This is a genomic window from Nonomuraea fastidiosa, from assembly GCF_042751225.1.
GTDB classification, from domain to species: Bacteria; Actinomycetota; Actinomycetes; order Streptosporangiales; family Streptosporangiaceae; genus Nonomuraea; species Nonomuraea fastidiosa.
This window is the reverse complement of sequence record NZ_CP170570.1, coordinates 523813-549927: the sequence shown is the minus strand read 5'-3', so window position 1 is coordinate 549927 and position 26115 is coordinate 523813. Positions and strand designations below refer to the sequence as shown.

Below are 26115 nucleotides of genomic sequence, written 5' to 3'. Positions count from 1 at the left end.
TGTGGATGGGGTCACATGGTGGACTCGTCGAGGAACGCGTCGACCGCCCGCAGGAACTCCTCGCGCGCTCCCACGTGGATCAGATGCCCCGCCTCGATCGTGACCAACCGTGCTCCCGGGATGCGCCCGGCGATGTCCGCCGCGTCGAGCGGGCTCGCCGCGCCGCCGGACAGCACCAGCGTGGGCGCCTTGATCGTGCCCAGCCCGGCCACCCAGGCGGGGTCGGGATCGATGAGCCGGCGTTCGGTCTCGTGCATCATCCGCCAGTCGAACGGCGCGGGACCGTCCTCCTCGATGGGCGGCCGTCCGGTGATCGGATGGTCGCTCCCGCCGTGCCCGCGCAGATCGGGGACGATGACGTGGCGACGGCGGCGATGAGCGCAGGTTGACATCACCGCCGGTCTACGTGGGCACACATTGACCATGAACCCCGCTGGCCGGCTCGGTAGCGTCAGCGGAAACCGGGCAGGAGGAGGGCAACGCATGCCGGAACCGATCGAAGTGCGCAAGGTGCCGATCGAGAGCGTCACCGACGCCTCCGGCCTGTCACGCCTCATCGACGACGGCGTGATCGAGGCCGCACGCGTGCTCGCCGTCATCGGCAAGACCGAGGGCAACGGCGGCGTCAACGACTACACGCGCATCCTGGCCGACCGCGCCTTCCGCGAGGTGCTGGCCGAAAACGGGCATCCGGCGCCGGAGAGCGTGCCGCTGGTGTGGTCGGGCGGCACCGACGGCGTGCTCAGCCCCCACGCGACCATCTTCGCCACCACGGCGGACGCCCCCGCGACGGACGAGCCGCGGCTGTCGGTCGGCGTGGCCATGAGCGAGGTCATCCTGCCCGAGGACATCGGCCGCCCGGCCATGGTGGAGAAGGTCGCGGCGGGCGTACGCGAGGCCATGAAGATCGCCGGCATCGACGACCCGCGCGACGTGCACTACGTACAGACCAAGACGCCGCTGCTCACGCTCGCGACGATCAGCGACGCCAAGAGCCGCGGGCAGACCACCGCCATCGAGGAGACCGGCCCCTCGATGGACCTGTCCAACTCCACCGCCGCGCTCGGCATCGCGGTCGCGCTCGGCGAGATCGAGATGCCCCGCGAGGACCAGATCCACAAGGACCTGTCGCTGTACTCCTCGGTTGCCTCCTGCTCGTCCGGCGTCGAGCTCGACCGGGCGCAGATCGTGCTGGTCGGCAACGTACGCGGGATCGGCGGGCGCTACCGCATCGGCCACAGCGTCATGAAGGACGCGCTCGACGCCGACGGCATCTGGGCGGCCATCAGGGACTCCGGCATCCCGCTGCCCGAACGCCCCCACCCGTCCGATCTGAAGGGCCGGCTGGTGAACGTCTTCATGAAGTGCGAGGCCGACCCGTCGGGGCGGGTGCGCGGGCGGCGCAACATCATGCTGGACGACTCCGACGTGCACTGGCATCGGCAGATCAAGGCCGCCGTCGGCGGTGTCGCGGCCTCGGTGACCGGGGATCCCGCGGTGTTCGTGTCGGTGGCGGCCGTGCACCAGGGGCCGTCGGGCGGCGGCCCGGTCGCGGCCATCGCCGACCTGGGCTAGCACCCGGCCGGTCTTCCGGCGGGAGCGGGGCGGGCGCCGGATAGGCTCGTACGTTGTGCCGAACATCCCGCAACCACTCGACCCGCACGACGACGGCTCCGCCGCCCCCGCCGTGACCGCCGCACTGGCCGCCTACGACGCGGGCACCGGCGGCCCCGCCGAGGTGCTCAACGCGCTCAGCACGGCCCGCCTGCTGGTCCCCGTGGTCGCGCTGCTGACCGAGACCGAGGTCGGCGCCCACGGGCTGCGGCAGGAGAAGGAGAGCGAGATGGCGCTGCCCAAGCTCGTCGGCAAGGACGGCAGGCAGGCGGTGCTCGCGTTCACCGGCACGGAGTCGCTGACCCGCTGGCGGCCCGACGCCCGCCCCATCCAGGCCACCACGCTGCAGGTCTGCAAGGCCGCCGTGCAGGAGCAGGCGGCGGCGGTCGTGGTGGACGTCGCGGGTCCCGTGCAGTTCGTGATCGAGGGCGACGTGCTCGCCGCGCTGGCCGCCGTCGAGTCCGGCACGGTGAGCGAGCTGAGCGGGGTCACCGTGGCCAGGGTCGCCCCCGGCCCGGCACCGGCCAAGCCCAAGCGGCGGTGGTTCTCCAGAAAGAGCCGCTGACCCGCGGCCCTGGGGCGTGATCCGCGCGAAGCAGCCGGGCGGGCCGCTGACCGCGCGGGATGCGATCCGGGCGGGCGGGCCGCTGACCGCGCGGGATGTGATCCGGCCGGGCGGGCCGCTCGCCGCGCCATACCCGTTGCGCGCATCGGCCGCGGGAGGGCGGGGAGCGGGCTAGGTTCTGCGGCGTGCTCGCACTCATGGCGGCGATCGGCCTGATCTGCGGCGCCCGGATCAGGGCGCTGGCCGGCACCTACGACGACGGCCACGCGCCGGCACCGGGCCCCCTGGTGATCGAGCTGGCCGCCGCGGCCCTGGTGACCGTGATCGCGTGGCGGGCCGGTCCCGCGTACGCGTGCTTCGCCGTCATCGGCACCGCCCTGGCCGTCATCGACTGGCGCACGTACACGCTGCCCGACGCGATCACGCTGCCGGCGTACCCGATCATGGCGCTCGCGCTCCTTCCGGCGGGAGAGCTGCCGGCCGCGCTGGCCGGCGGTGCCGCGCTCATCGCGGTCTACGGCGTGCTGTGGCTGGTCAGGCCGGAGGCGATGGGGTTCGGCGACGTCAAGCTCGCCGGGCTCATCGGCATGGCGTGCGGCCCGCTGGGCTGGCCCGCGGTCGCCGCGGCGGCACTCGCCGGGCAGGTGTTCGGCGCCCTGTACGCCCTGTTCCTCCTGCTGTCCCGGCGCGGCACCCGGGACACCCAGTTCCCCTTCGGCCCCTTCATGCTGCTCGGCGCGTTCACGACACTCTGTCTCGCTGGGTGAGCGGAGGGACATCCCACTCGGTGGCACGTGGAAGACTTGTACGCATGTTGCGCTGGTTGACCGCCGGAGAGTCCCACGGGCCCGAACTCGTCGCGATCCTCGAGGGCCTGCCGGCCGGGGTCGAGGTGACCACGGCCGACATCGACGAGGCCCTGCGCCGCCGCAGGCTCGGCTATGGCCGCGGCGCGCGGATGAAGTTCGAGCAGGACAAGGTGACGATCGTCGGAGGCGTACGCCACGGCCGCACCATGGGCAGCCCCGTCGCCATCCGCGTCGGCAACACCGAGTGGCCCAAGTGGGAGAAGGTCATGGCGGCCGACCCCGTCGACCCCGCCGAGATCGAGGGCCTGGCGCGCAACGCCCCCAGGTCCCGCCCGCGCCCCGGCCACGCCGACCTGGCCGGCATGCAGAAGTACGGCTTCGACGACGCCCGCAACGTCCTCGACCGGGCGAGCGCCCGTGAGACCGCCGCCCGCGTCGCGCTCGGCGAGGTTGCGCGGCGCTTCCTCAAGCAGGCGCTCGGCGTCGACATCGTCAGCCACGTCACCGAGATCGGCGGCGCCCGCACCCCGGCCGAGACGCTGCCCGGCCCCGGCGACCTCGCCAGGATCGACGCCGACCCGGTCAGGTGCGCCGACCCCGAGGGCAGCGCCGCCATGGTCGCCGTCATCGATAAGGCGCACAAAGACGGCGACACGCTCGGCGGCGTCGTCGAGGTCCTCGCCTACGGCCTGCCGCCCGGCCTCGGCAGCTACACCCACTGGGACCGCAGGCTCGACTCCCGGCTGGCCGGCGCGCTCATGGGCATCCAGGCGATCAAGGGCGTCGCGGTCGGCGACGGCTTCGAGACCGCGCGCAGGCCCGGCTCCCGCGCCCACGACGAGATCGAATACAGCACCGAAGACGGCGTGCGCCGCATCACCAACCGCGCGGGCGGCGTCGAAGGCGGCATGACCAACGGCGAGATCCTGCGGGTCAGCGCCGCCATGAAGCCCATCTCCACGGTGCCGAGGGCGCTGGCCACGATCGACGTCAAGACCGGCGAGGCGGCCAAGGCCCACCACGAGCGCTCCGACGTGTGCGCCGTGCCCGCGGCCGGCGTCGTGGCCGAGGCGATGGTCGCGCTGGTGCTGGCCGACGCGGCGCTCGAGAAGTTCGGCGGCGACTCCGTCGAGGAAGTCGCCCGCAACCTGTCCGGCTACCTCTCTTCTATGGTGATCAAATGACAGCCAAGGCCGTGCTCATCGGGCCTCCGGGATCCGGCAAGACCACGCTCGGGCGGCTGCTCGCCGAGCGGCTCGGCGTCGGGTTCCGCGACACCGACGCCGACGTCGAGGCGGTGGCGGGCAAGCCCGTCTCCGACATCTTCGTCGAGGACGGCGAGGAGCGCTTCCGCGAGCTCGAACACGAGGCCGTGCGCCGCGCGCTGGCCGAGCACGACGGCGTCCTGTCGCTCGGCGGCGGCGCCGTGCTGCACGAGGAGACGCAGGCCCTGCTTGAGGGACACCACGTCGTCTACCTCCAGGTCGGGCTGGCCGACGCGGTCCAGCGGGTCGGCCTGGCCAGCGCCCGCCCGCTGCTGGTGCTCAACCCGCGCAGCAGGCTCAAGGCGCTGATGGAGGAGCGCCTGCCCATCTACGAGCGGCTGGCCAAGATGACCGTGGTGACCGACAAGCGGGAGCCCGAAGAGCTGGCCGACGAGATCATGAAGGGGCTGCCCGGGTGAGCGCCACCAGGATCCACGTGCGGGGCGACAGCCCGTACGACGTCGTCGTCGGCACCGGCGTGCTCGCCGAGCTGACCACGCTGCTCAAGCCCGGCGTGCGCACCGTCGCCGTCATCGCGCCCGAGACGCTGCCCGAGATCACCAGGCCGGTCCGCGAGGCGCTCGAAGGCGCCGGCTACGAGGTGGCCGAGCTGACCGTGCCCGACGGCGAGCAGTGCAAGACCGTCGAGGTGGCCGCGCGGCTCTGGTCCGAGCTGGGCCGCCACGGCGTGACCCGCTCCGACGCCGTGGTGGGCGTCGGCGGGGGCGCGACCACCGACCTCGCCGGGTTCGTGGCCGCCACGTGGCTGCGCGGCGTCCAGGTGGTGCTCGTGCCCACCACGCTGCTCGCCATGGTCGACGCCGCCGTCGGCGGCAAGAACGGCATCGACACCGCCGAGGGTAAGAACCTCGTCGGCACCTTCCTGCCGCCCGCCGGCGTGCTGTGCGAGCTGTCCACGCTGGCCGGGCTGCCCAAGGCCGACTACGTCGCGGGCCTCGCCGAGATCATCAAGGGCGGCTTCATCGCCGACCCCGAGATCCTGCGGCTCGTCGAGTCCGACCCCGAGGCCGCCACCCGCCCCGACGGCCCGCACACCCGCGAGCTGATCGAGCGCAAGATCCGGGTCAAGGCCGACGTCGTGGGCGCCGACCTGCGCGAGGCCGGGTTGCGTGAGATCCTCAACTACGGCCACACGCTCGCCCACGCCATCGAGCGCGACGAGCACTACACGATCCGCCACGGCGAGGCCGTCGCCATCGGCATGGTCTACGCCGCCGAGCTGTCCAGGCTGTCCGGCCGCGCCGACGTCGTCGACCGCACCCGCTCCATCCTCACCTCCGTGGGCCTGCCGATCAGCCACCGCGCCGACGCCTGGCCGCGGCTGCGCGACCACATGCGGCTCGACAAGAAGAACCGCGGCGCCAAGCAGCGGTTCGTCGTGCTCGACGACCTGGCCAGGCCCGGCCGCCTCGAAGACCCCGCGGAAGAGCTGCTCGAAGCCGCCTACAAGGAGATCTCCGCATGATCCTCGTCCTCAACGGCCCCAACCTGGGCCGGCTCGGCGTCCGCGAGCCCGACGTCTACGGCTCCGAGACTCTGGAGGACCTCGCCGCCCTCTGCCGCGACACCGGCCGCAAGCTCGGCCACCACGTCGAGGTGCGCCAGACGGACGACGAGGCCGAGATGATCGGCTGGATCCACGAGGCGTGCGACGGCCGCATCCCGGTGGTGCTCAACCCCGCCGCGTTCACCCACTACTCCTACGCGCTCAAGGACGCCATCGCCCAGCGCACCGCCCCGCTCATCGAGGTTCACATCTCCAACCCCGCGGCGAGGGAAGAGTTTCGCCATACCTCCGTCGTGGCCGGGGTGGCGACGGGCACGATCGCCGGCTTCGGACTACAGTCATACGTCCTTGCGCTGCACGCTATCGCGGAGATGATCACCACCTCATGAGGCACTACAAGTCCTTCGTCGCGCTCGGCGACAGCTTCACAGAAGGACTGAACGATCCCGGTCCGGACGGGCACTACCGTGGCTGGGCCGACCGGGTGGCCGAGCGGCTCGCCGCCGATGACCCCTCCTTCCGCTACGCCAACCTCGCCGTCCGCGGCAAGCTCCTCGACCAGGTCGTGGCCGAGCAGGTGCCGCCGGCCGTCGACATGGCGCCCGACCTGGTCAGCTTCTGCGCCGGAGGCAACGACCTGCTCAGGCCGGGCAGCGACCCCGACGTGATGGCCAAGACGCTCGCGCGTGCCGTGCGCGACCTGCGCTCCGGCGGGGCCGACGTGCTGCTGTTCACCGGGGTGGACCCGCGTGACACGCCCATCATGCGCCGCCTGCGCGGCAAGTTCGCCATCTACTACCTGCACCTGCGCTCCATCGCCGACCTGTACGGCTGCAAGCTCGTCGACCAGTGGTCCATGCAGGGGCTACGCGACTGGCGGGCCTGGAGCGCCGACCGGCTGCACATGAACGAGGACGGTCACCGGCTGGTGGCCGCCCGCGTGCTCGACGTGCTGGGCGTGCCGTTCGAGGAGGACTGGCGCAAGGAGTGGCCGCCGCGCACCGTCGATCCCCGCACCCGGCGGCGCGAGGACGCCCAATGGATCAAGGAGCACCTGGTGCCGTGGGTGTCGCGCCGGATCCGCGGCGTCTCCTCCGGCGACGGCCTCTCGCCGAAGCGCCCCGAGCTCGCCCCCTGGGCCTGATCGCTCGGCCGGGCGGCGCGCTGTAGGACAGCCTCCAGGACAGCCAGGCCCCGACGGTCTCGGGCCTGTCGTCCAGGACGATCAGCCGCCCGTCCCGCAGTCCCAGCCGCCATGGTTCCCTGAGCGGTTCGCCGGGGTGGATGCCATCACCGACGGAGCCCGCCCCCGCCGTCGCCGGCGGGGACGTCAGGAGGAGGCGGCGGCGAGGCGCTTGAGCGCGGCGCGCGGAACGGCCGGGTCGGTGGTGCGCCAGAACGGCGGCAGCGAGCCCAGCAGGAACCCGCTGTAGCGGGCCGTCACCAGCCGCGGATCGAGCACCGCGATGACCCCCTTGTCGTCCTGCGACCGCAGCAGCCGCCCGACGCCCTGCGCCAGCAGCAGCGCGGCGTGGTTGGCCGCCACGGCCATGAACCCGTTGCCGCCCTTGGCGGCCACGTGGCGCTGCCTGGCGGAGGTCAGCGGGTCGTCGGGACGGGGGAACGGCACCCGGTCGATGATGACCAGCCGCAGCGAGGGCCCGGGGACGTCGACGCCCTGCCACAGCGACAGCGTCCCGAACAGGCAGGTCGGCTCGTCCTCCGCGAACTGCTTGACCAGCAGCATCGTCGAGTCGTCGCCCTGGCACAGCAGCGGCACGTCGAGCCGGTCGCGCAGCGCCTCGGTCGCCGCCTTGGCGGCGCGCATCGAGGAGAACAGCCCCAGCGTGCGCCCGCCGGCCGCCTCGATCAGCTCGGCGATCTCGTCGAGGTACGCCTGCGGCAGCCCGTCGCGGCCCGGCTGGGGGAGGTGTTTGGCGACGTACAGGATGCCCGAGCGCGGATGGTCGAAGGGCGAGCCGACGTCGATGCCCTGCCAGTCCTTACCGGCCTCGCCGAGCCCCCACTGGGCGGCCAGCGCGTCGAACGTGCCGCCGAGCGCCAGCGTGGCCGAGGTGAGCACGACCGTGCGCTCGCCGAACAGCTTGTCGCGCAGCATGCCGCTGACGCTGAGCGGCGCCACCCGCAGCACGGGCGGGCGGCGGTCGCTGCCCGGGTCGAGCCAGACGACCTCGGCGCGGTCGGCCTCGGTGGCGTGGCCGTAGGCGTCGAGCATGCGCACGGCGGTGTCGTGCACCTCGTCGAGCGCGGTGAACGCGGCCTTGCGCTGGCCCGCCTTGTCGGGGTCGTCTTTGTCGGCGTTGCGCGGCCCCAGGGCGGTGATGCAGCGCCAGGCGGTGTCGCGGATGGCCTGCAGGGTCAGCCCCAGCACCTGCGGCAGCTCGTCGATGCGGCCGGGCGGCGCGGCGGCCAGCAGCGCCTTGAGGTCTTCGCCCGCCTCCATGAGCTGGTCGGCGATGGGCTGGTCGATGAGGCGGCCCACGCGGCGTACGGCGAGCATGACCGACGCCTCCGACAGCTCCGACGTCACCACGGACGTCACCCTGTCGACCAGCTCGTGCGCCTCGTCGACCACCACGACCTCGTGCTCGGGCAGCACCGGCAGCTCGCCCATGGCGTCGATGGCGAGCAGCGCGTGGTTGGTCACGACGACGTCGGCCTCGCCCGCGCGCGCCCTGGCCAGCTCGGCGAAGCACTCCGCGCCGCTCGGGCAGCGGCTCGCGCCCAGGCACTCCTGCGCGCTCACCGAGAACTGCCGCCACGCCTGGTCGCTCACGCCCGGCACCAGCTCGTCGCGGTCGCCGGTCTCGGTCTCCTCGGCCCACTGCTGGATGCGCTGCACCATGCGCCCGGTGGCGCTCACCTCGCGCGGGTCGAAGAGCTGGTCCTGCTCGTCCTCCTCGGGCCAGCCGGCGGACGCCTTGTAGCGGCACAGGTAGTTACGGCGGCCCTTGAGTATCGCGTACGTCGGCTCGTGCGGCAGCTCCTTGCCGAGCGCCTCAGCCAGGCGGGGCAGGTCGCGATCGACGAGCTGGCGCTGCAGCGCGATGGTGGCGGTGGAGACCACGACGGGTTTGTCGCTGTCCATCGCGTGGCGGATGGACGGCACCAGATAGGCCAGCGACTTTCCCGTGCCCGTGCCCGCCTGGACGGCCAGATGCTCCTTGGCGTCGATGGCGCGTTGCACGGCCCGCACCATGGTGATCTGGCCTTCGCGTTCGCTTCCTCCAAGAGCGCTGACCGCGATGCTGAGCAGTTCTTCCACTGGCGGGAGATGGGAATCGGGCACGGCAGTAAACGCTACCCGCATTCCGGGGCCGCCGCGCCGAACGCGGTGTGATCGGCCAGACGCATCCCGGCGTTCCGGAAAACTCCCGGCGGGTTGCGTGGCACACTGGGCGATCGGAACGCCAACTGGTAGGTGGGGGATTTCACCGGACGTGACCAGGGGGGTTCTGGGAGTAGATGGGAAGGCCGGTTAAGTAGGGTTTTCCGGGGTTGAGTGGACGAATAAAGGCTGGTTAAAGCAGTATGTCTGCCATGTCGGAAGTTGTCCCGTTGCCGTCGTTCGGCGAAGTCTTCTTCGATGCGCGAGGTCAGGAGCGGTGTCTGCGTGTCACGTGGCATGAGGGCACCCTCGTCCTCAGCCTGTGGCGCGGGGAGATGTGCACTGCGAGCTTCCGCATGCCGATGGAGGATGTCGGCCGGCTGCTCGACACCCTCGACGAGGGGTACGCCGAGGCGACCGGCGAGCAGGCCGCCGTGCCCGCGCACGACCCGGGCACCGAGGTCATCCCCGGCACCGGCCAGTACCACCGGCCGCCCCAGCCCGGGCAGGCCCCGCCCCAGCAGGCCCAGCAGGACCGGCAGCACGCGCAGCAGCCCGCCCAGCAACGCGGACAGCAGGAGCGGCAGCAGCCGCAGCACGCGCAGGCCTCGCCGCTCGACGACCGCCCGACGGCGGCGCTCTCGCCGAACGACGTGCTGGTGGCCAGGGGCAACCCGCCGCAGGACAAGCTCGTCGCCTCGTACGGCGACTCGGGCGCGCGCGACGCCTACGGCGAAACCACCGCGCCCCGCGAGTCCTTCAAAGACCAGCGCGCCCCCTTCACGGGCCCGCAGTACGTCGACTCGACCGCCCCGCAGCCGAAGTACACCGGCGACCCCTTCAGCGGCCCGCAGTACACCGGCGACCCGCTCAGCGATCCCCGCTACGCCCAGCCGCAGGGCCGCCAGGCCGAGCCGTTCACCGGCCCGCAGTACGTGGATCAGGACCGCGGCTACCAGATGCCCGCCGAGCAGCGCCGACCGTCGCCGGTGAACACCGACCCGCTCGGCTTCCCCTCGCAGGCCGCCGACCCGTACCAGCAGTCGCAGCCGCGCCGCGACCAGTACTCCGCCGACCCCTACCCTTCTGACCCGTACCCGTCCGACCCGTACGGTGGCCGGCGTTCCGACGGCTACGCCCAGCCCCAGCAGCAGGCCCAGCCGCAGCCGACCGTGGCGGGCCTCGGCACGCCCATGCACGGCATCCCCGGCGCGGGCCGCCGCCGCCCGGCGCCTCAGCCCGCCGCCGACGACTACGGCTCCTACCAGAACCCGGCGGCCAACCCGGTCGACCCGCTGCTGTCGCTCGGCCGGCAGGAGCAGCAGTACCCGCAGTCCGAGGCCGAGATGACCCGCCCGTACGTGGACCCCATGTTCTCCACGGGCGAGCGCCTGCGCCCCGAGCAGCAGCCGGACTACCACGAGAGAAGCGACCGCAGGGAGTGGTGAAACCCGGCCTCCCGCCGCCAGGTACGCTTCAGCGCGGAACGACCTGCTGAGGCGATCACATCCAGACGCGGGGGGCACTCGTGGGTTCGAGCGGTGGCCTGCAACTGCTGTTGCTGGCCGGCGGCGCGGTCGCGGTCGCGGCGCTCGCACGGCGGCACAACTGGCCGGCTCCGCTGCTGCTGGTGGCGGCCGGGCTGGTGGTCTCGCCGCTGCTGCCCGAGGTGCCGCTCGACCCCGAGCTGGTGCTCTACGTCTTCCTGCCGCCGCTGCTCTACTCCGCCGCGCTCAACAGCTCCTATCAGCGGCTGCGCGACGTCAGGCGTCCCGTCGCGCTGCTGTCGGTGGGGCTGGTGCTGTTCACCGCGGTCGTGGCCGGGCTGCTCGTCCACCTGCTGCTGCCGAGCCTGCCGCTCGCGCTGGCGTTCGCGCTCGGCGCGATCATCGCGCCGCCCGACGCGGTGGCCGCCGTCGCGGTCGGCCGCAGGCTCGGGCTGCCGCGCAGGACGCTGACCATCCTCGTCGGCGAGAGCCTGTTCAACGACGCCACCGCGCTCACCCTCTACAGGGTCGCCATCGGGGCGGCCACCGGCGGCGCGATCAGCCTCTGGGCGGGCCTCGGCGAGTTCCTGCTGGCCGCGCTCGGCGGGGTGGCCATCGGCCTGGCGCTGGCGCTGGCGTGCGCCTGGGTGCTCGAACGCCTCAGCGACTCGATGGTCGAGACCACGGTGATGCTGCTCATCCCGTTCGGCGCGTACCTCGCCGGCGAGTCGCTGCACGCCTCCGGCGTGATCGCCGTCGTGGTCGTCGGACTCTACCTCGGCCACCGCATGCACCTGCGCGGCTTCAGCACCCGGCTGGTGGCCGGCGCCGTCTGGAAGGTCGTCGCCTTCTTCCTCGAAGCGATCGTGTTCGCGCTGATCGGGCTGCAGCTCGTGCCCGTCGTGCGCGGCATCACGGGCTACCGGCCCTGGGAGGTGGCGCTCTACGCGGCGGTGGTGCTGGCCGCGGTGATCGCCGCCAGGTTCGCCTGGGTGTTCGCGCTGGCGCCGCTCATCAGGGCGGCACCCAGGACCGATGTCCGGCAGGCCGTGGTGCTCAGCTGGGCGGGCATGCGCGGCGTGGTCTCGCTGGCGGCCGCGTTCGCCATCCCCGAGAGCGTGCCCGCGCGCGACCGGGCGCTGCTGCTGTTCCTGACGTTCACCACCGTGATCGGCACGCTGCTCATCCAGGGCACCACGTTCCCCACGCTGATCAGGAAGCTGCACGTGTCGACCAGGAAGGAGCGCTATGAGGACCTGCTCGCCGAGGCGGCCGCCCAGCAGGCGGCGCTGGAGGCGGGGCAGGCGGAGCTCGACCGGCTCGTCGCCGAGCTGGGCCACGAGCCCGACAAAATCCAGAAACAGGTCATCGACCAGCTCAGGGAGAACGCCTGGCGGCGGTCGCTGGCCGCCTGGGAACGCCTCGGCGGCGGCACCGGGCCAGACGGCGCCGAGACGCCGAGCACGCTCTATCGCCGGATGCGGCGCGAGATGCTGAAGGCCGAGCGCAAGGTCTTCGTCCGCCTGCGCGACGAGCGGCGCCTGGACGACGAGGTGCTGCGCCAGGTGATGACCCAGCTCGACTTCGAAGAGGCCATGCTCGACCGCTGACGCCCCGGATGCTTCGGGAAGCCGCGAGCGGGAGCCCCGGTGGGGTCAGCCCAGCTCGTTGTCCACGAAGCACCAGCGCCAGGTCTCACCCGGCTGGAACGACTGGATGACCGGATGTTCGGTCTCGTGGAAGTGCGCGGTGGCGTGCTTGCCGGGGGAGGAGTCGCAGCAGCCGATGTGGCCGCACTCCAGGCAGCGCCGCAGATGCACCCACGGCCAGCCGAGGGACAGGCACTCCTCGCACCCGTCCGGCGTCTTCGCGGGCGGGTCGCCCGCCTGTGCCAGATGCTCGCACGTCGCCATGGGGAAATCCTATGCCCGGCGAAACGATCACCCATGGGGCGGGGCAGGGGCATGGGGACGCGTAGGATGCCTGCGCACGTCGAGGAGGCTGACATGGGAGTCACAGAGGGGACGATGACCGGGATCCCGCCGGTCGTGGTGCGCCGGGCGCTGCCGACCGAGCCCGCCGTACGCGCGTCGAAGTCCCTGTTCCTGGCCGAGGCCGAGCGGCAGGGGCTCAAGGCCGGCCGCCGCATGCTGTACGTGGGCCAGGAGCCCGCCCCCGAGCACATCGCCGAAGGCCTGCGCGTGGCGGCGGGCACCGGCGTCATCGCGCGGCGCAAGCTGCTGACCGCCTCCGACGTCCCCGTACGCATCGCCACCAGCTACTTCCGCGCCGACCTCTTCGCCGGCACGCGCATCGCCGAGCCCGGTTTCGTGCGGCCGTCGCTGCAGTCGGCGCTGGAGTCGCTGGGCCACGCGTTCGGGCACGCCGAGGAGACGCTGATCGCCCGGCCGCCGACGGACTTCGAGCGGGAGACGCTGGACCTGGCGGCGGGGGAGTGGGTCGTCCAGGTGCTGCGGACGAGCTACTCGACCGAGGACGTCCCGATCCACGCCCTGGAGACGATCTGCGCCGCCACCCGCCACATCTTCACCGTCACCCAGGTGACGGGGCACGACGAGTTCTGACCTTTCCTCGGCCGTTCCCGGCGGATCGAGAATGTCGGTGGGCGGTGGCAGGATGCCGGGCATGATCCTGGGGAAAGTCATGCTCACCGGCGCTGCCGGGCGGGTCGGGTCGGTGCTGCGCGAGCCCTTGCTGCGCCGGGTGCGCCGGTTGGTCTCGGTCGATCGGGTGCCGCTGACCGCGCTGGCGGCGCACGAAGAGGTCGTACGCGCCGAGCTGGGCGGCGCCGACGACGTGATGCCGCTGGTCGAGGGCGCCGACGCGGTGGTGCACCTCGCGGGCGTGCCGGACGAGGCGCCGCTGCCCGACCTCCTCGAGGGCAACGTGCTGGGCACCCACCACGTGCTGGAGGCGGCCCGGCGCACCGGCGTGCGGCGCGTCGTGCTGGCGAGCAGCAACCGCCTCACGGGCTGCTACCCGGCCGCGCAGACCGTCTCGCCCGCGATGCCGCCCAGGCCCGACGGGCTCTACGGCGTCAGCAAGGTCGCCGTCGAGGCCCTGGGGCGGCTCTACGCCGACAAGTTCGGGCTGGAAGTGGTGTGCCTGCGCATCGGCAGCCTGGAGCCCGAGCCCACCGACCCCCGCCACCTGGCCACCTGGCTCAGCCCGCGCGACTGCGCCGGGTTCGTCTGGGCCGCCGTGACCTGCCCCGAGGTGTCGTTCCTCGCCGCGTACGCGGTGTCGGCCAACACCCGCCGCTTCTGGGAGCTGGACGAGCGTCTGGGCTATCAGCCGCTTGACGACGCGGAGACGTACCTCGACCGCCTCCCCGCAGAGGCGGCCTCCTATCCGGGCGGAGCGCTCCAGGGCGGCGTCTACGCCTCCCCCGGCTTCACCCTCCCGCACCTGCTCAGCACCCGGCCGGCCCGAGACTGACCACATCGCCCCTGCGACGGTTGCCAGGGTGCCCGGTCGCGCGCTGGAGGCAGGTGCGCGGTGGCCGGGCGGGGGCATGGCTCGGCACATCGCCGTCGAGAGGCCGACCGAGCCGCCCCTGCCTCGGTCGTCGCCGGGGTCGCCCGGTCGCGCGCTGCGGACGCGAAGGGCGGGGCATGCGCGGGGCCCGGCGAGGCTGTGGCCGGATGCCTGCGCCGGGCCCGCATCAGCGGCGGGCGATTCGCGTGCTCACCGCTGAGGGTCCGAGCTCGGAGCCGGGCCGGCCGACGTGGTGGCGGTGGGGGAGGGGCCGGGCGTGGTGCCTTCCTCGCCCTCGCCTTTCTTGTCCTTCTTCTCCTTCGGGTCCGGTTCCGGGCGGCAGCCGGTCGTGCAGCCCTCGAAGCGGCTGGTGATGATCGGGGTGAACGGGGTGGGCGGGACCTTGCGCAACGCCTGGATCATGGTGTCGCGCCAGATCGGCCCGGGGACGCTGGCCCCCTGCACCGACCCGTAGTAGCGGCCGCCGATCGTCACCCCCGTCAGCTTGTACTGCTGCGAGCCGCGCGGGTCGCCGAGGCTGACGGCGCCCGCCAGGTCGGGGGTGAAGCCGGCGAACCAGGCCGAGGCGTACCCGTCGGTGGTGCCGGTCTTGCCGGCGGCGGGCCGCCCGATGCCGCCGACGCCCCGCATCGTCCCGTCGGTGAACACGCCGGACAGCACCTCGGCGGTGGCGTCGGCGATGGCGGGCTCCAGCGCCTGGCGGCACTTGGGGCGGTAGCGGGTGGTCTTGCCGTCCCTGTCGGTGATGTGGGTGATGGCCATCGGCGCGCAGTACCTGCCGCGCGCACCGATCGCCGCGTAGGCGGAGGCCACCGTCACCGGGTCGGTCTCGTTGATGCCGAGCGTGAACGTCTCGTACTCCTGCAGCTTCTTGCCGTCCGCGCGCCGGATGCCGAGCGACTTGGCGGTCTTGACGGTGTCGCAGAGGCCGACCCGCTGCTCCAGCTCCATGAAGAAGGTGTTCACGGAGTTCCAGGTGCCGGTGCGCAGCGTCTTCCAGCCGGGCGAGCCTTCGTCGTTGGTGACGGTGTGCGAAGGGTCGCCGATGTTCTGGCCCGCGCAGTTCTTGAACGTCGAGTACGCCGGCGCCCGGTAACCGGCGCCCGCGGCGAGCCCGTCGTCCAGCTTCATGCCCTTCTTCAGGGCGGTGATCAGCGTGAACGTCTTCATCGTCGAGCCGGGCTGGAATCCGACCCCGCCCCCGTGCGCGGCGTCGGCGACCACGTTGTAGGAGATCTCGTTCTTGGCGGCGTCCGTGCCGTAGCGGCGGCTGGCGGCCATCGCCCTGATCGCACCGCTGCCCGGCTCGACCAGGGCCTCGGCGGCGACGGGCCGGTCGGAGGCGTGGACGTAGCGCTTGATGGCGCGCTCGGCGGCGGCCTGCATCTTCGGGTCGAGCGTGGTCCTGATGGTCAGCCCGCCCCGGTTGAGCATGGCCAGCCGGGCCTTCGCGGTACGGCCGAAGTCCGGATTGCTGAGAATCTCGTGCCGTACATAAAGGCAGAAGTACGGATATTTGCTGCCTTCGCAGCCTCCGGGAAGCCGCGTCCCCTTGTACCCGAGCTTGGTCGCCTTGGCTTCGGCCGCCTCCTCCGGCGTGATCTTCCCCAGCTCCGCCATCCGGTTCAGCACCACGTTCCTGCGGTTCAGCAGCCGTTTCCGGTGCTCCGGGCCGAGGTTGGGGTCGGTGGCGTTCGGGTCCTGCACCGCGCCGGCCAGCGTGGCGGCCTGCGGCAGCGTCAGGTCGGCCGCGCGCACGCCGAAGAACCGCTTGGCGGCGGCCTCGACACCGTACGCGCTCGCGCCGAAGTACGCGATGTTCAGATACTTCTCGAGGATCTGGTCCTTGGTGTACTTCTGCTCGATCCCCATCGCATAGCGCAGCTCGTTGAGCTTGCGCGTGTAGCTGGCCTCGACGGCCGCGTTCCGCTCCTCCTCGGTGTCGGCCGAGTTGAGCAGCACCTGCTTGACGTACTGCTGGGTGATGCTCGACCCGCCCTGGCTGGTGCGGCCCGTCTGCAGGTTGGTGGCGAGGGCGCGCAGCGTGCCCTCGATGTCGATCGCCCCGTGCTCGTAGAAGCGGTAGTCCTCGATGGCCACGATCGCGGTCCGCATCACCTCGGCGATCTCGTCGAGGCCGACGATCTCGCGGTACTCCTCGTAGAAGCGGGCGATCTCGTTGCCCTTGGCGTCCTGCACGATCGTGACCTCGGCGGGCGGCGGCTCGGCGAGGTCGACCGGCCTGAGGTTCACCTCGTCGGCCGCCGCCACGAACCCGGCCCCCATGCCCCCGATGGCCGGGATCGCGATCCCGGCCACCAGCACGCCCGCCCCCGTGGCGGCGGCGGCGAGCCGCAGCAGCTTGGTCCCCCGTCCGCGCATCAGAGCCTGCCGAGCCCGCGGGCCAGAATCGTCGCGGTCCGCGCGATCACCTTGTTGTCGATCGGCTGCCCGGCCTCCTTGCGGTTGGTGTAGATGGCAAGGATGATCGGCGCGCCGGACCGGCCGGACGGCCAGGCGATCGCGATGTCGTTGCCCGCGCCGATCTCGTCATTGCTGCCGGTCTTGTCGCCGATCGTCCACTTCTTCGGCAGGCCGGCGCGGATGCGCGCGTCACCGGTCTCGTTCGCGATGAGCCAGCCGTTCAGCCGCGCGCGGTCCTTCGGGTGCAGCGCGTTCCCGGCGGCGAGCCTGCGCAGGTCGCGGGCGGCGGCCGCGGGGGTGGTGGTGTCGCGCTTCTCCTTCGGCGTCCAGACGTTCAGCTCGACCTCCCAGCGGTCGAGCCGCGAGACCGGGTCCTTGAGCGTACGCAGGTACTTGGTCAGCCCGGCAGGACCGCCGATCTGCTTGAGCACCATGTTGCCCGCGGTGTTGTCGCTCAGCGTGATGGCGGCCTTGCAGAGCTGCGCGACCGTCAGCCCGTCCTTGACATGCTTCTCGGTGGTCGGCGAGTGCGGCTTGAGGTCGGCCGCCGTCCACTTCACCCGCTTGTTCATCAGGCCGGGCTCGGAGGTGCGCGCCTTGTGCAGCGTGGCCCCGCACGCCAACGCCTTGAACGTCGACAGCAGCGGGAACCGCTCACCCGATCGGTAACCCACCGTCCTCCCCGTCGCCGTGTCGATCGCGTACGCCCCGATGCGCCCCTTGAAGGACGCCTCCAGCGCCCGCAGCTCCTTGCTGACCCATGCCTGCCCGGCAGGCTCCGCGGTGACCGCCGCGGCTGCCGCGGTGGCCGGGCTCGCGGTCGCGGCCCCGCCCGCCAGCAGAGAGATCGTCAGAGCAGTCGCCTGCAGCGCGGCCGCAAGCCGCCGGGCACGAAGCTGTCGCATGCCATGTCCTTGCCGTCGTTCGATCAGATCAGAGGGCAGGAGCAAAGCAGACGCGAAAGCACGATGTCTAATAGCGATATCGCGAAAGTATTCATATCGCTTTCCATATCCTTGCAGGTCAGAGCCCTGGTGGGAGGGACGGGGCCCGACGGTGGACGGTCAGAGGTACGGCGGTGGAGGGTCAGATGTCCGACGGTGGAGAGTCGGGGGCCGGGTGGTGGACGGTCAGGGGTCGGGTGGTGGACGGTCAGGGGCCGGGTGGTGGACGGTCAGGGGCCGGGTGGTGGACGGTCAGGGGTCGGGTGGTGGAGGTGTACCGGATGGTCGTGATCGTCGCCGGTCCCCCATGCACGGTCTCCACAAGGTGTGCGCTCGGTCACGTCACGTGGCCGAGCGCTTGGGTAGGGTCAAGGTATGCGTCCACTCAAGAGCCGGTACGTGCCCCTGGCCCTTTTCGCCTCGTGCGTGTTCGCGGCCGGTTGTAGCGACGTCAACGAGACCATCGACAAGGCCCAGGCGTGCATCGAGGCGCCGAAGATCGTCTCTGAGCTGGCCGCCGAGCTCACCAAGCTGACCGACGACCCCGAGGCCATGGACAAGGCGATCGACGACGCCGCGGCCAAGCTGAGCGACGTGGCCGACACCGCGGCCAACACGACGCTCAAGGAGGCGAGCGACAGCCTCGCCGCGACGCTGACCGGCATCACGATCGACGACGTCAACGACGCGGTCGACGCGGCGCAGAAGGTCGCCACGGAAAGCGCCGAATACGTGAAACGGGTGGCCCAGGCCTGCAGCTGAGACGCCGACAATCCCGGCTTCTCTAGGGGAAATGGGGACGAAATACCCTTTTTTCCATGGAACCCGACCCGCGTTTCACCTTGGCCAATGAACGCACATTCCTCACCTGGCTGAGCACGGCGCTGGCACTCAGCGCGGGTGGGGTGGCCATGGCGGCGGTGCCGTCCGACGTGTTCGTGCCGTGGATCCGTACGACGCTGGCCATCGTCCTCGTCACCCTCTCCGCACTGGCGGCCGGCATGGCCTACCCGCGCTGGCGCAACATCCAGCGCGCGCTGCGCGACCAGGCGCCGCTCCCGCCGCCCGCGCTGGCGGCCGTCTTCGGTTACGGCGTCGCCGCCGTGGCCGTGGTCGCCCTCGTCCTGATCATCCTGTCGGCGCGGGCCTGACCGGCGAGGCCCGGCGTGGGGATGACCCCGGAAGAGGAGATCTGGGACCAGGGCCTGCAGAGCGAGCGCACCCGGCTGGCCTGGGTGCGCACGGCCGTGGCGCTGTCCACCGGCGGGCTGGGCGCGGCCGGCCTCGCCGTTCGCAGCGGCCTGCCGGTGCCGGCGATCGCCGCGTTCGCGCTGGCCGCGCTCTGCGGCGGCGTACTGCTGATCAGGACCAGGCTGCGCTTCCGGCGCGTGCAGGCGGCCCTGCACCACGGCCGGCCCCTGGACTCCGGGCTCGACGCGCTCTTCGCCTGGCTCGGCACGCTCAGCGTCGTCGCAGGCTCCGTGATCTTCGTGTTCACCGTCAGGTGAGGCCGGGTTGCGGCAGGTCAGGAGGGAGGCGGACACTCGAAAGGGGGGTGACCTCATGGAAGAAGAACTGAGGATCGTGCCTTTCGAGTGTCAGCGCTGCTGGCACGTCTGGGAGGAGGACTACGTCGTCAGGCACCAGGAGGACCAGCACGGCAACGCGGCCGAGATCTGGCTGCGGAACGGGCTGCCCGTACCGCCGCCCTCGGCGGCCGCCGTCTGCCCGAAGTGCGGCTGCCAGAAGGCCAAGGTGTTCCCTGACGGCTACCTGACACGCCATCCGGAGCTGATCAAACAGGCGGAGCCCGCAGCCCCCGACGAGACGCCGCTGCTCAGCCCGGTACGCCGGCCGCTGTACTGACTCCCGCCGGGGAACGGCGTGCGCCGCACCGGCCAGTCCCGAAGGAAGACCGGCCCGGAGGAAAGACCGGCCCGAGGGAAGACCGCCCCGGAGGAACCGGCTCCGGAGGGAGGCCGGCTCCGGAGGAACCGGTTCCGGAGAGGAAGGCCGGCTCCGGTGCCGCGATCGGCGCCGGAACCGGCCCGTTGAACCCCCTAGCTGAGGCTCTCCAGCCACGCCTGGTGCAGCCCGGCGAACCGGCCTGAGGCGGCGATGAGCTGGTCCGGCGGCCCGTCCTCGACGATGCGGCCGCGATCCATCACCAGCACCCGGTCCGCGATCTCCACGGTGGACAGCCGGTGCGCGATGATCAGCGCGGTGCGCTCGGCCAGGATCGTCCGCAGCGCCCGCTGCACCAGCCGCTCGCTCGGCACGTCGAGGCTGGAGGTGGCCTCGTCGAGGATGAGCACGGCGGGGTCGGCGAGGAACGCCCGCGCGAACGCGACGAGCTGGCGCTGGCCCGCCGACATGCGGCCGCCGCGCTTGCCCACCTCGGTGTCGTAGCCGTCGGGCAGCGCCGAGATGAACTCGTGGGCGCCGATCGCCCTGGCGGCCTCGCGTACCTGGTGGTCGGTGGCGTCGGGGCGGCCGAACCTGATGTTGTCGGCGACCGTGCCCTCGAACAGGAAGTTCTCCTGTGTCACCATGACCACGGCCTGGCGCAGCGTGGCCTCGTCGAGCGAGCGCAGATCCACGCCGTCGAGCAGCACGCGGCCCTCGGTCGGGTCGTAGAAGCGGGAGATCAGCTTGGCCAGCGTGGTCTTGCCCGCGCCGGTCGCGCCGACCAGCGCCACGCTCTGCCCGGCCGGGATGGTCAGGTCGAGGCGCGGCAGGATCGGCATCTCCTTGACGTAGGCGAACTCGACGCCGTCGAAGCGGACGTTGCCCTTGGCCCGGCCGCCCGGCAGCGCGACGGGCTCGCGCGGCTCGGGCACGGAGGGCTCCTCCTCCAGCACGCCGGACAGCTTCTCCAGCGCCGCGCCGGCCGACTGCAGCGTGTTGTAGAACTGGCTGATCTCTTGCATCGGCTCGTAGAACTGCCGCAGATAGAGCATGAAACCGGCGAGCACGCCGACCTCCACCTCGCCGTGCAGGGCGAGGTAGCCGCCGTAGAGCAGCACCGCGCCGATCGTCATGTTGCCGATCAGCTTGATGCCGGTCATGAACGTCGCGCCGAGGATCATGCTGCGCGCGTTCGCCTCGCGGTAGTCCTCGTTGAGCTGCTCGAAGATGTCCTGGTTACGCGGCTCCCTGCGGAACGCCTGCACCGCGCGGATGCCGATCATCGACTCCACGAAGTGCACGATCACCAGGGCGACCGTCTCGCGGGTGCGCCGGTAGACCACGGCCGACTGCCGCTGGAACCACTTGGTGAACAACAGCAGCAGCGGCAGCGGGATCAGCGCCACCAGACCCAGGTGCACGTCCAGCACCAGCAGCAGCACCGCCGTGCCGACCAGCGTCAGCACCGCCTTGACCAGCGCGTCGAAGCCCGACTGCACCAGCTCGGCGATGGCCTCGACGTCCGAGGTCAGCCGGGAGATCACCCGGCCCGAGGTGTACTGCTCGTGGAAGCTCAGCGACAGCCGCTGGAAGTGGTCGAACACCCTCCTGCGCAGCGTCAGCAGGATGTTCTGGCCGATCGAGCCCATCAGGCGCAGGAAAGCCCGGCGGGTCAGCGCCTGGGTGACCGCGGCGGCCAGGATCACCGCGACCACCGTCAGTAGCACTGTCGGGGCCTCGCCGCCGGTGATCGGCGGGATGCCCCGGTCGATGCCGACCGAGACCAGGAACGGGATCGACAGCCCGGCCGCGTTCGAGACCACGATGATCAGGACGAGCAGCGCGATCTTCTTGCGGTACGGCCTGAGCAGGTCGCCGAGCAGCCGCCGCGAGCGGGCCCGCAGCAGCACCGACACCTTCTCCGGCAGCTCGTCCTGGTCCTCGGAGGCGACGCCGCGCCAGGAGGCGCTGGAGGCGTTCTTCTCGGGAGCCGTCGTGGTCATCGCAGCGCTCCTTCCGACGCGTCGTCGAAGTCGGCGTCCTGCGCCAGCAGCTCGCGGTATTCGGGCACCTCCGCCAGCAGCTCGCGGTGCTGGCCGACGTGGGTGATCGTGCCGTCGCGCAGCAGCGCGACCTTGTCGGCGAGCAGCACCGTCGAGGCGCGGTGCGCCACCACGATGCCGGTGGCGTCGCGCAGCACATGGCGCAGCGCCTCCTCGACCAGGGCCTCGGTCTCGGCGTCGAGCGCGGATAGCGTGTCGTCGAGGACGAGGATGCGGGGCTTGCTGAGCACCGCCCTGGCCAGCGCGAGCCGCTGTCGCTGACCGCCGGACAGCGACAGGCCCTGCTCGCCGATGCGGGTGTCGAGGCCCCACGGCAGGTCGTAGACGAACATCGCCTGCGCGGTCCGGATGGCCTGCTCCAGCTCCTCCTCGGTGGCGTCGGACCGGCCCAGCATGAGGTTCTCGCGCACGCTCATCGAGAACAACGTGGGCTCTTCGAACGCGGTGGCCACCACCTGGCGGAGCTGCTTCAGGTCGAGGTCGCGGATGTCCTGGCCGTCGATCGTGACCCGGCCGGAGGTGGGGTCGAGCAGGCGGGGGACCAGCGCGGTCAGCGTGGTCTTGCCCGAGCCCGTCGCGCCGACGATGGCGACCGTCTCACCGGGCTTCACCTCCAGCCAGACGTCGTGCAGCACCGGCTGCTCGGAGTCGGAGAAACGGAAGCCCACGCCCTCGAAGCGCAGGTGGCCGCGGGGGTTCTCCAGCTTCTTCGTGCCGCTCTCGATGGCCGGGACGGTGTCCATGACCTCCATCACGCGGTCGGCGGAGGTCATCGCCTCCTGCGCCATGACCAGGAGGTAGCCGAGGCTCGCCACCGGCCAGACCAGCTGCAGCATCAGCGTCGTGAACGCGACCAGCGCGCCCAGCGTCAGCGCCCCGGAGCCGACCGCCAGCGCGCCCAGCAGCAGCACCAGCGCCAGCGTGATGTTCGGGACGATCTCCAGGAAGGAGAAGAACTTCGACGACAGGCGGACCTTGTCCATCGAGGAGTTGTAGACCTTGAGCGCGGCGTCGTCGTAGCGGTCGTAGACGTGGTGCCGGCGGCCGAAGGCCTTGATCGTGCGGATGCCGATCGCCGACTCCTCGACGAACGTGGCGAGGTCGCCCTGTTCGTCCTGGACCTGCCGGGAGATCTTGATGTAGCGCTTCTCGAAGCGCTGCGAGGTCCACACGATCGGCACGACCGAGGCCAGCACCAGCAGGCCGAGCGGCCAGTACTTGTTGAGCAGCAGGATCGTGACGGTGACGACCTGCAGCACGTTCATGACCAGGAACAACGCGCCGAATCCGAGGAAGCGGCGCATGGTCGACAGGTCGGTTGTGGCACGTGACAACAGCTGGCCCGACTGCCAGTCGCCGTGGAAGGCCATGGGCAGCCGCTGCAGGTGTGCGTACAGGTCGTTGCGGATGGCGGTCTCCAGGCCGAGCACCGGTTTCACCTGGATGTAGCGCCGGAAGAAGATCAGCAGCGCTTCGAGTGCGCCGACGCCGACCGCGAGCAGGCCCAGCGGGAGCAGCCCGTCGGGGTCGCGGTGGGCGATGGGCCCGTCGATGACCTTCTCGATGATGAGCGGAAAAATGATCACCATGGCGATGCCGACGAGAGCGGTCACCCAGATGGTGATCAGACGTAAGACGTAGGGCCGTAGATACGACCGCATGCGCCACAGGGAGTAGGCGCGTGATCGGGAGGATCTGGAGGACGGCAGGGCAGGGCGAGGTTGGTGCGTGTCGGGAGGCATCCCTTCTAATCTAATACGTCGGATCAACCGATTTTCTGTGGCCTTCGGGTGGGTTTCCTGTACATGACGTGGGAAAACGTGAAAGGTCATGCACTTTCGGCGGTCCGTTAACCGTGGTCAACGTCGGAGAAGGAGGGGTCGATGATCGACCAGAACGAGCTGCCGTACCTGCGGCGCTGCGTCGAGCTGGCCCGCCAGGCGCTGGAGGAGGGCGACGAGCCGTTCGGCTCCGTCCTGGTCTCCGGCGACGGCAAGGTGCTCGCCGAGGACCACAACCGCGTCGCATCGGGCGATCGTACGCGGCATCCCGAGTTCGCGCTCGCCCGCTGGTCGGCCGAGAACCTCACGCCCGAGGAGCGCGCCGCCGCCACGGTCTACACCTCAGGGGAGCACTGCCCGATGTGCGCGGCCGCGCACGCCTGGGTCGGGCTCGGCCGCATCGTGTACGCCACGTCCTCGGAACAGCTCTCCGCCTGGCTCGGCGAGCTGGGCGTGCCGCCACCGCCCGTACGCACGCTGCCGATCAACGAGGTCGCGCCCGGCGTGACCGTCGAAGGCCCGGTGCCCGAGCTGGCCGAAGAGGTGCACGAGCTGCACCGCCGCTTCCACGGTGGACGTCCGACATCCGTTTGACCTGGGGTTTGCAGCCCACGTGGCACAGTCGGTCACATGGTCAACCGCCGCTCCATCAGGGCGAAGATGACGCTGGCGACCGTGGTGTCGTTCGGCGTCGTCCTGCTGGGCGGAGCGGCCCTGATCTCGGTGACGTGGCCGAACAGGGCGCGGGCCGACCTGACGGAGCAGGTGGCCACCGCCAGCCGGCACGTCACCACGATCATCGACAACCGGCGCTTCGACGGCCCCATCCAGCCGCTGAACGGCATCGGTCTGCTGCAGGTCGTCACCTACGACGGCCGTGTGGTCGCCGCCAGCGCCGGGCTGGCCGGCCAGCCGCCGATCACGAACGCCCGGCCCACCGGCGGCGACTCCCAGGTCGACACCCGCGTATGCCGGCCCGAGGGCTGCCTCATCGTGGTCGGCACCAGCAACCGCGCCACCGTCTACGGTCCGGTCGTCGCGTACGCGGCCGTCCGCGAGCCGTTCCTGCTGAACTCGTCGTACCTGCGCCTGGTGCTGTTCGCCTCGGCCGTGCTGCTGCTCGCGCTGATGGCCTGGGGCACCTGGTACGGCGTCGGCCGCGTGCTCGCCCCCGTCGAGGTGATCAGGAGGGGGCTGCAGCGGATCAACGCCGAGGACCTCAGCCGCCGCGTCGCCGTGCCCGACACCCAGGACGAGGTGGCCGAGCTCGCCGTCACCGTCAACGAGACGCTCGACCGGCTGCAGGACGCCGTCGACCGGCATCGGCGCTTCGTCTCCGACGCCTCCCACGAGCTGCGCACCCCCATCACCGGGCTCATGGTCCGCCTGGAGGAGGGCCTGCACGACCGCAGCGAGGCCGACTGGCGGGCCGCGCTCGACGACGCGCGGCGGCTCGCCGACATCGTCGAGGACCTGCTGCTCATGGCCCGCCTCGACGCCGGCGCGCCCGTCAAGAAGAAACGCCTCGACCTCGGCCGCCTCGTGGAGGACGAGGTGGCCCGCCGCCCCTCCCGGCTGCCCGTCACCGTACGCGCCGAACCCGGCGTGTACGTCCGCGGCAACCGGCTCCGCCTCGCCCGCCTCCTCATCAACCTGCTCTCCAACGCCGACCGCTACGGGGACTCCAAGGTGGAGGTGCACGTGCGGAGCAGCGGGGACCAGGCCGTGCTCGAGGTCGTCGACGATGGGCCTGGTATCCCGGAGGAGATGAGAGAGCGGGTGTTCGAGCGGTTCACCCGCCTCGACAAGACGCGGTCGCGGGATGTCGGGGGGAGTGGGCTAGGGCTGCCGATCGCCAGGGACATCGCCAGGGAACACGGTGGGGAGCTCACGATTGAAGGGCCGCAGACCCGCCTCGTCCTCCGCCTGCCCCGCGACTAGACCTGCCTGCACCTTCACCCGCTCGTCCACATCGGGGCGTTCGCGCAGCACCTCGTGGATGCGCAGCAACGGGGCGTACCTCGAATAGCGGCGGTTGGCCATGCGCATGAGGCGAAGCACGTCTGGTCCCGGCAGCACGCGGGCGTCCACCGCCAATCTCCCGCATCCAGGGCGAGTTGCGATGACAGTACGCGGCGAGACGGTACCGCTCCACTGCCCGGCCAGGTGAAGAAGGCGAGGTCCGCGACATCGATCTCGGCGTCCCGCTCGAATGACACCTCCAGCGTCCTGATCCCGTCGCGCAGCTGATGGCGGACCTTGACCGTGCGGGTCAGCGCGTCCCACTCGGCCCTGGTGAGCTGGGACTGCCACAGGCGGGCCATCCTGCGCCACCGCTCGTTCGCGTGCTCCTGCTGGTCTTCCTGGAACAGCTCGGCTCCGGTCAGCGGCCCGCCGGCCGTCAGGACGGCGAGCAGCATGAGGTTCGCGGCATAGGCGGCGCAGCGGGCGGTGACCTCCGCGCGGACCGGCTGGTAGGCGTCGAACGCCGAGCCCTGTCTGGTCATCAGCGCCCGCGAGAACAGTTCACACAGATGCCGGCATAGCAGCGTGCGCCGGTCGGGCGGCAGGTCGGTGGCCAGGCGGTGGGCGAGGAAGTCCACCGTGGGGGCGCGGCCCGCGAGCGCCGCGTACGACAGCAGCGCGTGCAGGAACCCGTCGTCCGGCGTGGCCGGGCGGCGGCGCGACTCGGCGAACGCCAGTTCCTCGGCCATGTCCGCCAGCTCTCTGGCCACCAGACGGGCGACCAGGTACGCCCCGGAAACGGATCGTCGCCGCGGCCGTCGAGCTGATCGAGCGGGAGGGCGCGGACGCGGTCTCCATGCGGCGGATCGCGGCCGAGCTGGGCGTCCGCGCTGC

Annotated in this window: 26 protein-coding genes and 1 pseudogene; 19 read left to right on the top strand and 8 right to left on the bottom strand. The window is 71.5% G+C overall.

From position 1 onward, the window contains the following. Positions 1-11: 11 nt before the first annotated feature. Positions 12-392: an alpha/beta hydrolase gene (locus tag ACFMQL_RS02425; protein WP_364067502.1), complete on the bottom strand. Its 381-nt coding sequence runs from the start codon at positions 390-392 to the stop codon at positions 12-14. A 91-nt stretch (positions 393-483) separates the two neighbouring features. On the opposite strand from ACFMQL_RS02425, the gene ACFMQL_RS02420 reads away from it, so the two are divergent. The 8 genes from ACFMQL_RS02420 (at position 484) to ACFMQL_RS02385 (ending at position 6925) form a co-directional block, all read left to right on the top strand. Beyond that, positions 484-1575: a ring-opening amidohydrolase gene (locus tag ACFMQL_RS02420; RefSeq protein WP_378784386.1), complete on the top strand. Its 1092-nt coding sequence runs from the start codon at positions 484-486 to the stop codon at positions 1573-1575. A gap of 55 nt (positions 1576-1630) precedes the next feature. Further along, complete coding sequence (locus ACFMQL_RS02415) at positions 1631-2179, top strand: SseB family protein (protein WP_364067506.1); 549 nt, start codon at positions 1631-1633, stop codon at positions 2177-2179. A 185-nt stretch (positions 2180-2364) separates the two neighbouring features. Further along, entirely contained in the window at positions 2365-2946 is a 582-nt protein-coding gene (locus ACFMQL_RS02410) for an A24 family peptidase (protein ID WP_364067508.1), read from the top strand. A gap of 44 nt (positions 2947-2990) precedes the next feature. Further along, positions 2991-4172, top strand: a complete 1182-nt coding sequence (gene aroC / locus ACFMQL_RS02405) for a chorismate synthase (protein WP_364067510.1) — start codon at positions 2991-2993, stop codon at positions 4170-4172. Beyond that, positions 4169-4672: a shikimate kinase gene (locus ACFMQL_RS02400; RefSeq protein ID WP_378784384.1), complete on the top strand. Its 504-nt coding sequence runs from the start codon at positions 4169-4171 to the stop codon at positions 4670-4672. Before aroC ends, ACFMQL_RS02400 begins: the two co-directional genes overlap by 4 nt. After that, a complete protein-coding gene (gene aroB, locus ACFMQL_RS02395; protein WP_364067514.1) occupies positions 4669-5739 on the top strand; it encodes a 3-dehydroquinate synthase in 1071 nt (356 codons plus the stop codon). Before ACFMQL_RS02400 ends, aroB begins: the two co-directional genes overlap by 4 nt. Beyond that, positions 5736-6170, top strand: a complete 435-nt coding sequence (gene aroQ / locus ACFMQL_RS02390) for a type II 3-dehydroquinate dehydratase (protein ID WP_364067516.1) — start codon at positions 5736-5738, stop codon at positions 6168-6170. Before aroB ends, aroQ begins: the two co-directional genes overlap by 4 nt. Further along, positions 6167-6925 carry an SGNH/GDSL hydrolase family protein gene (locus ACFMQL_RS02385; RefSeq protein ID WP_364067518.1) on the top strand — a complete coding sequence of 253 codons (759 nt, stop codon included), beginning with the start codon at positions 6167-6169 and terminating at the stop codon, positions 6923-6925. Before aroQ ends, ACFMQL_RS02385 begins: the two co-directional genes overlap by 4 nt. Before the next feature lie 186 nt (positions 6926-7111). On the opposite strand, the gene ACFMQL_RS02380 is transcribed toward ACFMQL_RS02385, so the two are convergent. Beyond that, positions 7112-9112 (bottom strand): ATP-dependent DNA helicase, encoded by a 2001-nt coding sequence (locus tag ACFMQL_RS02380; RefSeq protein WP_364067520.1) that lies wholly within the window; start codon positions 9110-9112, stop codon positions 7112-7114. 374 nt (positions 9113-9486) lie between these two features. Here ACFMQL_RS02380 and ACFMQL_RS02375 point away from each other — a divergent pair, with 374 nt between their 5' ends. Together ACFMQL_RS02375 and ACFMQL_RS02370 are read left to right on the top strand one after the other, a co-directional pair. Then, positions 9487-10578 carry a hypothetical protein gene (locus tag ACFMQL_RS02375; RefSeq protein ID WP_378784382.1) on the top strand — a complete coding sequence of 364 codons (1092 nt, stop codon included), beginning with the start codon at positions 9487-9489 and terminating at the stop codon, positions 10576-10578. 80 nt (positions 10579-10658) lie between these two features. Then, complete coding sequence (locus ACFMQL_RS02370; RefSeq protein WP_378784380.1) at positions 10659-12227, top strand: Na+/H+ antiporter; 1569 nt, start codon at positions 10659-10661, stop codon at positions 12225-12227. Between the two features lie 45 nt (positions 12228-12272). Here ACFMQL_RS02370 and ACFMQL_RS02365 read toward each other — a convergent pair whose 3' ends face one another. Further along, positions 12273-12530, bottom strand: coding sequence for a UBP-type zinc finger domain-containing protein (locus tag ACFMQL_RS02365; protein WP_364067526.1), 258 nt, complete (start codon positions 12528-12530; stop codon positions 12273-12275). A 93-nt stretch (positions 12531-12623) separates the two neighbouring features. On the opposite strand from ACFMQL_RS02365, the gene ACFMQL_RS02360 reads away from it, so the two are divergent. Together ACFMQL_RS02360 and ACFMQL_RS02355 are read left to right on the top strand one after the other, a co-directional pair. Then, entirely contained in the window at positions 12624-13202 is a 579-nt protein-coding gene (locus ACFMQL_RS02360) for a GntR family transcriptional regulator (protein ID WP_378784379.1), read from the top strand. A gap of 61 nt (positions 13203-13263) precedes the next feature. Next, positions 13264-14076: an NAD(P)-dependent oxidoreductase gene (locus ACFMQL_RS02355; RefSeq protein WP_364067530.1), complete on the top strand. Its 813-nt coding sequence runs from the start codon at positions 13264-13266 to the stop codon at positions 14074-14076. 249 nt (positions 14077-14325) lie between these two features. Here the strand turns inward: ACFMQL_RS02355 and ACFMQL_RS02350 are convergent, their stop codons facing one another. Both ACFMQL_RS02350 and bla read right to left on the bottom strand, forming a co-directional pair. Continuing rightward, complete coding sequence (locus ACFMQL_RS02350; protein ID WP_378784377.1) at positions 14326-16518, bottom strand: transglycosylase domain-containing protein; 2193 nt, start codon at positions 16516-16518, stop codon at positions 14326-14328. Beyond that, positions 16518-17465 (bottom strand): class A beta-lactamase, encoded by a 948-nt coding sequence (bla, locus tag ACFMQL_RS02345; RefSeq protein WP_364067534.1) that lies wholly within the window; start codon positions 17463-17465, stop codon positions 16518-16520. The genes ACFMQL_RS02350 and bla overlap by 1 nt, the downstream gene beginning before the upstream one ends. Positions 17466-17879: 414 nt before the next feature. On the opposite strand from bla, the gene ACFMQL_RS02340 reads away from it, so the two are divergent. From ACFMQL_RS02340 to ACFMQL_RS02325, 4 genes are read left to right on the top strand one after another with little or no spacing between them, the layout of a single operon-like run. Next, positions 17880-18266 carry a hypothetical protein gene (locus tag ACFMQL_RS02340; protein WP_364067536.1) on the top strand — a complete coding sequence of 129 codons (387 nt, stop codon included), beginning with the start codon at positions 17880-17882 and terminating at the stop codon, positions 18264-18266. A gap of 56 nt (positions 18267-18322) precedes the next feature. Continuing rightward, positions 18323-18655, top strand: a complete 333-nt coding sequence (locus tag ACFMQL_RS02335; RefSeq protein WP_364067537.1) for a DUF202 domain-containing protein — start codon at positions 18323-18325, stop codon at positions 18653-18655. 21 nt (positions 18656-18676) lie between these two features. After that, positions 18677-19012: a DUF202 domain-containing protein gene (locus ACFMQL_RS02330; RefSeq protein ID WP_364067706.1), complete on the top strand. Its 336-nt coding sequence runs from the start codon at positions 18677-18679 to the stop codon at positions 19010-19012. A 55-nt stretch (positions 19013-19067) separates the two neighbouring features. Next, a complete protein-coding gene (locus tag ACFMQL_RS02325) occupies positions 19068-19370 on the top strand; it encodes a hypothetical protein (RefSeq protein WP_378784375.1) in 303 nt (100 codons plus the stop codon). A 194-nt stretch (positions 19371-19564) separates the two neighbouring features. Here the strand turns inward: ACFMQL_RS02325 and ACFMQL_RS02320 are convergent, their stop codons facing one another. Both ACFMQL_RS02320 and ACFMQL_RS02315 read right to left on the bottom strand, forming a co-directional pair. Beyond that, on the bottom strand, positions 19565-21415 hold the full coding sequence (locus tag ACFMQL_RS02320) for an ABC transporter ATP-binding protein (protein WP_378784374.1): 1851 nt from the start codon (positions 21413-21415) through the stop codon (positions 19565-19567). After that, a complete protein-coding gene (locus ACFMQL_RS02315) occupies positions 21412-23136 on the bottom strand; it encodes an ABC transporter ATP-binding protein (protein ID WP_364067542.1) in 1725 nt (574 codons plus the stop codon). Before ACFMQL_RS02315 ends, ACFMQL_RS02320 begins: the two co-directional genes overlap by 4 nt. A gap of 222 nt (positions 23137-23358) precedes the next feature. On the opposite strand from ACFMQL_RS02315, the gene ACFMQL_RS02310 reads away from it, so the two are divergent. Together ACFMQL_RS02310 and ACFMQL_RS02305 are read left to right on the top strand one after the other, a co-directional pair. Beyond that, positions 23359-23850 (top strand): nucleoside deaminase, encoded by a 492-nt coding sequence (locus ACFMQL_RS02310; protein ID WP_364067544.1) that lies wholly within the window; start codon positions 23359-23361, stop codon positions 23848-23850. Between the two features lie 36 nt (positions 23851-23886). Next, positions 23887-25197: a sensor histidine kinase gene (locus ACFMQL_RS02305; protein WP_378784372.1), complete on the top strand. Its 1311-nt coding sequence runs from the start codon at positions 23887-23889 to the stop codon at positions 25195-25197. A 14-nt stretch (positions 25198-25211) separates the two neighbouring features. Here the strand turns inward: ACFMQL_RS02305 and ACFMQL_RS02300 are convergent, their stop codons facing one another. Further along, the gene (locus tag ACFMQL_RS02300) at positions 25212-25970 is read right to left on the bottom strand and encodes a hypothetical protein (protein WP_378784370.1); all 759 of its coding nucleotides are present in this window, start codon (positions 25968-25970) and stop codon (positions 25212-25214) included. Positions 25971-26023: 53 nt separating this feature from the next. Here ACFMQL_RS02300 and ACFMQL_RS02295 point away from each other — a divergent pair. Beyond that, positions 26024-26071: pseudogene (locus tag ACFMQL_RS02295) on the top strand (hypothetical protein); the annotation flags it as partial. Positions 26072-26115: the final 44 nt, after the last annotated feature.

Bases quoted from the DNA above. Each gene is read 5' to 3' on its own strand.
- ACFMQL_RS02425 (WP_364067502.1), bottom strand. From the start codon at position 392: ATGTCAACCTGCGCTCATCGCCGCCGTCGCCACGTCATCGTCCCCGAT.
- ACFMQL_RS02365 (WP_364067526.1), bottom strand. From the start codon at position 12,530: ATGGCGACGTGCGAGCATCTGGCACAGGCGGGCGACCCGCCCGCGAAG.
- aroQ (WP_364067516.1), top strand. From the start codon at position 5,736: ATGATCCTCGTCCTCAACGGCCCCAACCTGGGCCGGCTCGGCGTCCGC.
- ACFMQL_RS02380 (WP_364067520.1), bottom strand. From the start codon at position 9,112: ATGCGGGTAGCGTTTACTGCCGTGCCCGATTCCCATCTCCCGCCAGTG.
- ACFMQL_RS02310 (WP_364067544.1), top strand. From the start codon at position 23,359: ATGATCGACCAGAACGAGCTGCCGTACCTGCGGCGCTGCGTCGAGCTG.
- ACFMQL_RS02315 (WP_364067542.1), bottom strand. From the start codon at position 23,136: ATGCGGTCGTATCTACGGCCCTACGTCTTACGTCTGATCACCATCTGG.
- ACFMQL_RS02355 (WP_364067530.1), top strand. From the start codon at position 13,264: ATGATCCTGGGGAAAGTCATGCTCACCGGCGCTGCCGGGCGGGTCGGG.
- ACFMQL_RS02320 (WP_378784374.1), bottom strand. From the start codon at position 21,415: ATGACCACGACGGCTCCCGAGAAGAACGCCTCCAGCGCCTCCTGGCGC.
- ACFMQL_RS02340 (WP_364067536.1), top strand. From the start codon at position 17,880: ATGCGTCCACTCAAGAGCCGGTACGTGCCCCTGGCCCTTTTCGCCTCG.
- ACFMQL_RS02330 (WP_364067706.1), top strand. From the start codon at position 18,677: ATGACCCCGGAAGAGGAGATCTGGGACCAGGGCCTGCAGAGCGAGCGC.
- ACFMQL_RS02335 (WP_364067537.1), top strand. From the start codon at position 18,323: ATGGAACCCGACCCGCGTTTCACCTTGGCCAATGAACGCACATTCCTC.
- ACFMQL_RS02400 (WP_378784384.1), top strand. From the start codon at position 4,169: ATGACAGCCAAGGCCGTGCTCATCGGGCCTCCGGGATCCGGCAAGACC.
- ACFMQL_RS02375 (WP_378784382.1), top strand. From the start codon at position 9,487: ATGCCGATGGAGGATGTCGGCCGGCTGCTCGACACCCTCGACGAGGGG.
- ACFMQL_RS02385 (WP_364067518.1), top strand. From the start codon at position 6,167: ATGAGGCACTACAAGTCCTTCGTCGCGCTCGGCGACAGCTTCACAGAA.
- ACFMQL_RS02300 (WP_378784370.1), bottom strand. From the start codon at position 25,970: ATGGCCGAGGAACTGGCGTTCGCCGAGTCGCGCCGCCGCCCGGCCACG.
- ACFMQL_RS02325 (WP_378784375.1), top strand. From the start codon at position 19,068: ATGGAAGAAGAACTGAGGATCGTGCCTTTCGAGTGTCAGCGCTGCTGG.
- ACFMQL_RS02305 (WP_378784372.1), top strand. From the start codon at position 23,887: ATGGTCAACCGCCGCTCCATCAGGGCGAAGATGACGCTGGCGACCGTG.
- ACFMQL_RS02420 (WP_378784386.1), top strand. From the start codon at position 484: ATGCCGGAACCGATCGAAGTGCGCAAGGTGCCGATCGAGAGCGTCACC.
- bla (WP_364067534.1), bottom strand. From the start codon at position 17,465: ATGCGACAGCTTCGTGCCCGGCGGCTTGCGGCCGCGCTGCAGGCGACT.
- ACFMQL_RS02360 (WP_378784379.1), top strand. From the start codon at position 12,624: ATGGGAGTCACAGAGGGGACGATGACCGGGATCCCGCCGGTCGTGGTG.
- aroC (WP_364067510.1), top strand. From the start codon at position 2,991: ATGTTGCGCTGGTTGACCGCCGGAGAGTCCCACGGGCCCGAACTCGTC.
- ACFMQL_RS02350 (WP_378784377.1), bottom strand. From the start codon at position 16,518: ATGCGCGGACGGGGGACCAAGCTGCTGCGGCTCGCCGCCGCCGCCACG.